The sequence below is a fragment of the Nocardia sp. NPDC003999 genome, from assembly GCF_053604885.1.
On record NZ_JBSGIB010000045.1, the window covers coordinates 1 to 7,702 of the forward strand.

General features: G+C 69.5%; 2 protein-coding genes. Both read left to right on the top strand.

Going from position 1 to position 7,702, the window contains the following annotated elements:
* Positions 1–1,697 (top strand): thioesterase domain-containing protein (locus ACWESM_RS36460; protein WP_452495704.1); only part of this gene is annotated, 1,697 nt, incomplete at its 5' end.
* 279 nt (positions 1,698–1,976) lie between these two features.
* Positions 1,977–7,702 (top strand): amino acid adenylation domain-containing protein (locus ACWESM_RS36465; RefSeq protein ID WP_452495706.1); only part of this gene is annotated, 5,726 nt, incomplete at its 3' end.

Sequence of the window (7,702 nt, forward strand, 5' to 3'; positions counted from 1 at the left end):
ACATGTACGGCATCACCGAGACCACGGTGCACGTGTCGTTCCTGTCGTTGGACGAGCAGATGGTCGACAACCCGGCCAGCGTGATCGGGCGGGCGATCCCGGGTCTGGACGCGTATGTGCTCGATGACCGGTTGCATCCGGCGCCGGTCGGGGTGGCAGGGGAGATCCATGTGGTCGGCGCGCAGCTCTCGCGCGGGTATCTGGGGCGTGCGGGGTTGACCGCGACACGGTTCGTGGCCGATCCGTTCGGTGCGCCGGGCTCGCGGATGTATCGCTCCGGGGATATCGGGCGCTGGCGTGCCCGCGGTGACGACGCCGCCCTGGAGTACGCCGGTCGCGGTGATCAGCAGGTGCAGTTGCGTGGCTTCCGTATCGAGCTCGGGGAGATCGAGGCGGCGCTGCTGCGCTGTGCCGGGGTCGGGCAGGCGGTCGCGGTGGTCCGTACCGACGAGCATGCCGGTGACCGTTTGATCGGGTACGTCGTGCCCGACCCCGGCGCGAGCATCGACCCGACCACGGTGCGCGGCGAAGTCGCCGAATTCCTGACCGGCTACATGGTGCCGGATGCGGTGGTCGTGCTCGAGGTGTTGCCGTTGACGGCGAACGGGAAACTGGACCGCCGGGCACTGCCCGCGCCGGAGATCGTCAGCACAGCCGCCTACCGCGCGCCGCAGACGGTCACCGAGCAGGCCGTGGCCGCCGCGTTCGCCGAACTGCTCGGCGCCGACCGCGTCGGCCTGGACGACGATTTCTTCGGGCTCGGCGGTAACTCGCTGCTCGCGGCCCAGGTGGCCGGACGGCTGCGGGACGCGACCGGAGCGACGGTGCAGGTGCAGTGGTTCTTCACCGACGCCACGGTGGCGGGCTTGGCCGCGCGCATCGACGCGGGCGACGCCGACGCCACCGCGGCGCTGGACGTGCTGCTGCCCATCCGGGCGAGCGGATCGGCGGCACCGCTGTTCTGCCTGCATCCGATGTACGGCTTGGCCTGGTCGTACGCGGGTCTGGCCCAGTTCCTGCCCGTCGAGCAGCCGATCTTCGGCCTGCAATCGCCAGCGCTGTCGGAGGACGTCGAGCTGCCCGGTTCGCTGGACGAACTGGCCGAGCGCTACCTGTCCGAGATCAGGGCGGTACAACCGCAGGGTCCGTACCGGTTGCTCGGCTGGTCCCTCGGCGGCGTGCTCGCCCATGCCATCGCCACCAGGTTGCAGGACGCGGGCGAGCGGGTGGAGTTGCTGGCCATGATGGACAGCCATCCGAATCCGGACGTGGTCGGATTCCGCGCGGCGGTGCGCGGGGCCCTGGCCGAACTCGGCCTCGGCACGGCGGTCACCGCGGACGGCGATGTCTACGAACTCGACGACGAGTCGTTGGCCGCGTTGCACGCCATGATCCCGGCCGATCTGGTCGCGGTGACTCCCGAGCGGCTGCGCCGGATCTACCGCACCGCGGTCCGCTCGGCGGAGTTGATCGCCGAGCACCGGCCCGGAGTATTCCGCGGCACCGTGCAGTACTTCAGCGCGGCGGTCGCCGATCCCACCGACGAGTTGCGCGCCGCCGCGGCCGACTGGTGGCCGTACGTCCAGGGCATGGTCGTCGACCGGCCGGTCGAGGTCACCCACGCTCGGATGGCCACACCGGAGGCGCTGGCGGTGATCGGACCGCAGCTGGCCGCTCTGCTCGACGCTCGCCGTTGACCATCCCTGCCGACGTCGCGACCCCAATCGCGCGTCGGCAGGTAATAATCAACCGCGGCACTCGTCACGTGCGTCCGTTTTCGACCCGAAACCCCAGGGTCGAGGCCGGTCGCGCTCGGCGTGCGCCGGTGGTCAGGTAACGATCGACCTGCGCACGTTCGATGATCCCAGGGTGGGGAGCATGGTGACGTGCGTGCGGCGACGATAGACAGGGTGAGGCAGCACGATGGTTCGGGCGGTCGGGCAGCGGCGTGACGAGACTGCGGAAGCGGTGCGCGTATGACCCGCCCGGCGCGTATGCGCCCGACCCGGACCCGCCGCCCCCGCGTCACCACTCTGCCGCAATTGATGGCCACCGCCGTCGAGGCCAACCCGAGCGGCGCGGCCGTGGTGTTCGCCGACGCGACCGCCACGCTGGCCGCGCTGAGCTATGCCGAGCTGGACGAACGGTCCACGCGTTTGGCGCGTTTGTTGATCGATCGCGGGGTGGGTCCGGAGGATCTGGTCGCGGTCGGTGTTCCGCGTTCGGTGGAGTCGGTGGTCGCGGTGTGGGCGGTGGCAAAGACCGGTGCGGGGTTCGTGCCGGTGGATCCGAATTATCCGGCCGACCGGGTCGAGCACATGGTCGCCGACTCGGGCGCGGTCTTCGGGCTGACCGTGGAGGAACTCCGCGGTGACCTACCGGACCGGGTCGAGTGGCTGGCCATCGACACCGCGGACTGCGCCCGGCGGCTCGCGGAGTTCCCGGCCGATCCGGTGACCTACACCGATCGGGTTCGTCCGCTGCGCGCGGAGCATCCCGCCTACGTCATCTACACCTCCGGCTCAACGGGCAAGCCGAAGGGTGTGGTCGTCACGCAGGCGGGGTTGGCGAGCTTCTGTGCCGAGCAGCGTGATCGGTATCGGGTGACGAGTGCGTCGCGGACGTTGCATTTCGCGTCGCCGTCGTTCGACGCGTCGGTGCTGGAGTTGCTGCTCGCGCTGGGTGGCGCGGCCACCATGGTCGTCGCGTCCCCCACGGTGTTCGGCGGCGAGGAATTCGCGTCCCTCATCCGCCGGGAGGCCGTGACCCACGCGTTCGTGACGCCGGCCGCGCTGGCGTCGGTGGATCCGGCGGGGTTGGACGAGTTGCGTGTGGTGGTGGCCGGTGGCGAAGCGTGCCCGCCGGAGCTGGTGCGGCGCTGGGTGCTACCGGTGTCGGGTGGGCGCACCCGTGAGTTCTTCAACGGGTACGGCCCGACCGAGACCACGATCATGACGAACATCAGCGCGCCGCTGGTGCCGGGGGAACCGGTGACGATCGGCGCGCCGATCCGGGCCGTCACCGAATACGTGCTGGACGAGCGGTTGGTCCCGGTCCCCAGCGGTGTCGTGGGGGAGCTGTACATCGCCGGTGCGCAACTGGCCCGCGGCTATCACGAACGGCGGGGACTGACCGCGTCCCGCTTCGTGGCGAATCCGTTCGACGCGCATGGGTCACGCCTCTATCGCACCGGTGATCTGGTGCGTTGGACGCCGGATGGCGAGTTGGAGTACCTGGGTCGCAACGACTTCCAGGTGAAGATTCGCGGTTTCCGTATCGAGCTCGGTGAGATCGATGCGGTGCTGGCGGCGCACGAGACGGTCGATTTCGCCGTCACCGTCGGCCACCACCTGGATAGCGGCGCGACCATTCTCGTCTCCTATGTGCACGCCACGCCGGGGATGGACGCCGACGCGGCCGAACTGGCCGCGTTCGCCGAGCAGAGCCTGCCCGCGCATATGGTGCCGACGGTCGTCATGGTGCTGAACGAGATCCCGCTGACTCCGGTGGGCAAATTGGACCGCGAGGCGCTGCCCGCGCCGCGGTTGCAGACCAAGGTGTTCCGCGCGCCGGTCGGCCCGCTCGAAGAGTTGGTCGGCGAGGTGTTCGCCGAACTGCTCGGCCCTGGCGCGCCGGTCGGCGCGGACGACGATTTCTTCGAGCTGGGCGGCAACTCGCTGATCGCGACGCAGGTCGCGGCCCGGTTGGGGGCCGCCATCGCGGCGCGGGTGCCCGCGCGGCTGATCTTCGAGAGCCCCACCGTCGCCGCGCTCGCCGCGCGGTTGGAGCCGTTGAAGGGCGCGGGCGACCGGCGCGCGTTGGTGGCGGTGGAGCGTCCGGAGCGGGTGCCGTTGTCGCCCGCGCAGCGGCGGATGTGGTTTTTGAATCAGTTCGATACCGGGTCCGCGGCGAACAATATTCCGTTCGCGGTGCGGTTGTCGGGTGTGTTGGATGTGGCGGCGTTGCAGGCGGCGGTCGCGGATGTGGTCGGGCGTCATGAGACGTTGCGGACGGTGTATCCGGCGGTGGACGGTACCGGGTATCAGGTGGTGCTGCCCGCCGCGCAGGCCGTTCCCGACCTCGCGCCGAAGCCGGTCGCCGAGCACGAGCTACCGGACTGGCTGCGCGGATTCGCGCTGACCGGCTTCGACGTCGCGGCGGAGGTGCCGCTGCGCATCGCACTCGCCGAGATCGGTCCCGGTGACCACGTGGTCGTTGTGGTGGTGCATCACATCGCGGCCGACGGCGCTTCGGTCGCGCCGTTCCTGCGTGACCTGCTCAGCGCGTTCCTGTCCCGGCGCAACGGGGCCCGCCCGTCCTGGCAACCGCTACCCGTGCAGTACGCGGACTACACGCTGTGGCAGCGCGCGATGCTCGGCGACGAGGACGACCCGGATTCGGTGGCCGCGGCCCAGATCGCCTACTGGCGCGACGCCTTGGCGGGCATCCCGGACCGGATCGACCTACCCGCGGACCGGCCGCGTCCAGCCGTCGCCTCCGGCCGGGGCGCGGAGTACACCTTCGTGGTGGACGCCTCCGTGCACCGAGGTCTCGCCGAACTGGCACAGAGTGCGGGCGCCTCGGAGTTCATGGTGGTGCACAGCGCCCTGGCGGTGCTGCTCGCCCGGCTCACCGGCACCGACGACATCACCATCGGCACGCCCGTGGCGGGCCGGGGCGAGCGGGAACTCGATCCGCTGATCGGCATGTTCGTCAACACGCTGGTCCTGCGCACCCGGATCGATCTCGGCGCGTCGTTCCGTGCGCTGCTCGGTCGGACGAAGGAAACGGATCTCGGCGCGTTCTCGCATGCCGACTTGCCGTTCGAGCGGCTGGTCGAGGTGCTGGACCCGGTGCGCTCGCAGGCGCATCATCCGTTGTTCCAAGTGGCGCTGTTCTACCAGAACCTCAGCATGCCCGAGATAGTTCTGCCCGGACTGTCCGCTCGGGTGGTCGAGTTCGACAGCGCGATGGCGAAATTCGATCTGCAATTGACCGTGGTGCCCGCCGCCGGTGGACAGGCCACGGGGTTCACGGCGATGTTCACCTACGCCACCGACCTGTTCGACGAGCGGACGATCGCCGAGTTCGCCTGGCGGCTGGATCTGTTGCTGACCGCCGTCGCGGCCGAGCCGGATCGGCCGATCGGCGCGATCGACCTGCTGGCTCCCGCCGAGCGCGAACGCATCCTGCTCGAGTGGAACAGCACCAGGTGCGCGGTGTCCGCAGAGTTGCTGCTGGACGGTTACCGGCGCGCCGCGGAGGCGTACGCGGACGAGGTGGCCTTGGTGCACGAGGGCGTCGAGCTGACTTATCGTGAGTTCGATGCGCGGGTGAATCGGCTGGCGCGTTTGTTGATTTCGCAGGGTGTGGGTGCGGAGTCGTTGGTGGGGTTGGCGGTTCGGCGGTCGTTGGATCTCGTGGTGGGGATGTATGCGGTGGTGGCGTCGGGTGGGGCGTATGTGCCGTTGGATCCGGATCATCCGGCCGAACGCATCGCGCACATCCTCGACACGGCGCAGCCGGTCTGCGTCCTCACGACCTCCGCCGACGCGGTGGACGTGCCGGAAGGCACCGCGGTCCTGCTGCTGGACGCGCTGGATCCGAACCGATTCGACGACAGCCCGGTTCGCGCGGAAGAACTGGTGCGTCCGGTGTCGCCGCACCATCCGGCGTACGTGATCTTCACTTCTGGGTCGACCGGCAGGCCCAAAGGCGTGGCGATCTCGCACTTCGCGATCCAGAACCAGATCAGCTGGATGCTCGCGGCCTATCCGCTGGACGCCGACGACGTGTACCTACAGAAGACGGCGACGACCTTCGACGTCTCGCTGTGGGGGTACTTCCTGCCGCTGCGCGTGGGCGCGAAGCTGGTCGTCGCCGCCCACGACGGGCACCGCGATCCGGTGTATGTCGCGGAAACCATTGCGGCGCAGGGTGTGACGGTGACGGACTTCGTGCCGTCCATGCTGACGGTCTTCGCCGCGCACACCGCTCCCGGGTCGTGCCCCACTTTGCGCGACATCTTCGTGATCGGCGAAGCGCTGCCGCCGGAGACCGTCGCCGCCGTGCGCACGGTGACCGACGCGGCCGTGCACAATCTCTACGGCCCGACCGAGGCGGCGGTGTCGGTGACCTACTGGCCCGCGACGGCCGCGGACGAGCGCAGCGTGCCGATCGGCGTGCCGCAGTGGAACACCCAGGTGTATGTGCTGGACGCGCATCTGCAACCCGTGCCGGTGGGTGTGCCCGGTGAGCTGTACTTGGCCGGTGATCAGCTGGCCCGCGGTTATGTGCGGCGTCCCGATCTCACGGCAGACCGGTTCGTGGCCAATCCCTTCGGCAACGGTGAGCGGATGTACCGCACCGGTGACCTGGTGGTCTGGCGCGCCCCGACCGAAGCGCTGCCGCATCGGCTGGACTACCTCGGCCGGACCGATTTCCAGGTGAAGTTCCGTGGTCAGCGGATCGAGCTGGGCGAGATCGAGACGGCGCTGCTGGCGCAGCCTTCGGTGAGCCAGGCGGTGGCCTTGGTCGCGCCTTCGTCGCTCGGGGACCAGCTCGTCGCCTACACGGTCCCCATGCCGGGGTACTCGATCGAGCAAGGCGAGCTGCTCGCTGCAATCGGGGAAACGCTGCCCGGCTACATGGTTCCGGCCGCCATCGTCGCACTGGATGCGTTGCCGCTGAATCCCAGCGGCAAGCTCGATCGTAAGGCGCTTCCCGAACCTGCCTTCACCGCGCGTGAGTTCCGTGCGCCCGCGACGGCGGTCGAGGAGATCGTGGCGGGTGTGTTCGGCGAAGTGCTCGGTGTGACCCGGGTCGGCGCGGATGACGACTTCTTCGCGCTCGGCGGCAATTCGCTGGTCGCCACGCAGGCGGCGGCGCGCTTGGGTGCGGCGGTCGATGCTCGCGTGCCGGTGCGGGCGCTGTTCGAGAACTCGACGGTGGCCGGGTTGGCGGCGGCGCTGGAGTCGCACACGCCCGGTGAGCGTGGTGTGGAGCTGGGGAGCATCGCCCGGCCGGAGCGGTTGCCGTTGTCGTTGGCGCAGCGGCGGATGTGGTTCCTCAACCGCTTCGACCACGTGGACGGCGCTGCCGCCACGGCCTACAATCTGCCCTTCGCATTGCGGTTGACCGGCGAACTGGATGTCGCCGCGCTGGGTGCGGCGCTGCACGACGTGGTGGCGCGCCACGAGGTGCTGCGCACGGTGTATCCGGAGACCGCGGATGGTCCGGTGCAGGTGGTGCTGGCCGCCGGGCAGGTGGCGCTGGATGTGGGCGCGCATGCGATCGGTGCGGACGAGGTCGCGAGCGAGGTGTACACGCTCGCGGCGACTCCGTTCGACGTGACCGCAGAAGTGCCCGTGCGGGTGCGGCTGCTGCGGATCGCGGACGCGCCGCATGAACATGTGTTGGCGGTGGTGGTGCATCACATCGCGGCGGATGCGTCGTCGATGGGTCCGTTGGTGCGGGATGTGATGGTGGCGTATGCGGCGCGTACTTCGGGTGAGGTTCCGGGGTGGTCGTCGTTGCGGGTGCAGTATGCGGATTACGCGTTGTGGCAGCGTGCGGTGTTGGGGGAGGAGTCGGATCCGGGTTCGATTGCGGCTCGGCAGATCGGTTTCTGGCGGGAGCAGTTGGCTGGTCTGCCTGATTTGCTGGAGTTGCCGACGGATCGTCCGCGGCCTGTGGTGGCGTC